This is a genomic window from Streptacidiphilus sp. ASG 303 (assembly GCF_020991365.1).
In the GTDB taxonomy this organism is placed as follows: Bacteria; Actinomycetota; Actinomycetes; order Streptomycetales; family Streptomycetaceae; genus Peterkaempfera.
This window is the reverse complement of sequence record NZ_JAJLRA010000086.1, coordinates 1-914: the sequence shown is the minus strand read 5'-3', so window position 1 is coordinate 914 and position 914 is coordinate 1. Positions and strand designations below refer to the sequence as shown.

Genomic DNA, 914 nt, shown 5'->3' with positions numbered 1-914 from the left:
GGCTGCGGCGACTACGCCATCCTGGCCGCGGTGCAGTCCTTCATGCCCGAGCTCGGCCTGGCCCGGGAGAACGTCTGCTTCGTCTCCGGCATCGGCTGCTCCTCCCGCTTCCCGTACTACATGAACACCTACGGGATGCACTCCATCCACGGCCGCGCCCCGGCGATCGCCACCGGCCTGGCCGTCTCCCGCCCCGACCTGAGCGTGTGGGTCGTCACCGGCGACGGCGACGCGCTGTCCATCGGCGGCAACCACCTCATCCACGCCCTGCGCCGCAACGTCAACCTCAAGATCCTGCTCTTCAACAACCGGATCTACGGCCTGACCAAGGGCCAGTACTCGCCCACCAGCGAACTCGGCAAGATCACCAAGTCGACGCCGATGGGCTCCCTCGACGCCCCCTTCAACCCGGTCTCCCTCGCCCTGGGCGCCGAGGCCACCTTCGTCGCCCGCACCGTCGACTCCGACCGCAGGCACCTGCAGTCGGTGCTGCGCGCGGCCGCCGAGCACCGCGGCACCGCCCTCGTGGAGATCTACCAGAACTGCAACATCTTCAACGACGGCGCCTTCGACGCCCTCAAGGAGCCCGCCACCCGCGACGAGGCCGTGATCCGGCTGGAGCACGGGCAGCCGGTCCGCTTCGGCGCCGGGGGCGCGCGGGGCGTCTTCCGCGACCCGGCCACCGGCGACCTGTACACGGCCGAGATCACCGAGCGCAACGCCGCCGCCGTCCTCGTCCACGACGCCCACAGCCCCAGCCCCACCACCGCCTTCGCCCTCTCCCGCCTCACCGACCCCGACACCCTGCACCACACCCCGATCGGCGTGCTGCGCGCCGTCGACCGCCCGGTCTACGACACCCTCATGGCCGAACAGCTCACCGCCGCCACCACCGCCCGCGGACAGGGCGACCT

The 914-nt window shown here is 71.4% G+C and carries 1 protein-coding gene; it reads left to right on the top strand.

Annotated features, from left to right (window positions below; genetic code table 11):
• On the top strand, positions 1–914 hold a 914-nt coding region (locus tag LO771_RS30010), incomplete at both ends, for a 2-oxoacid:ferredoxin oxidoreductase subunit beta (RefSeq protein ID WP_230748319.1).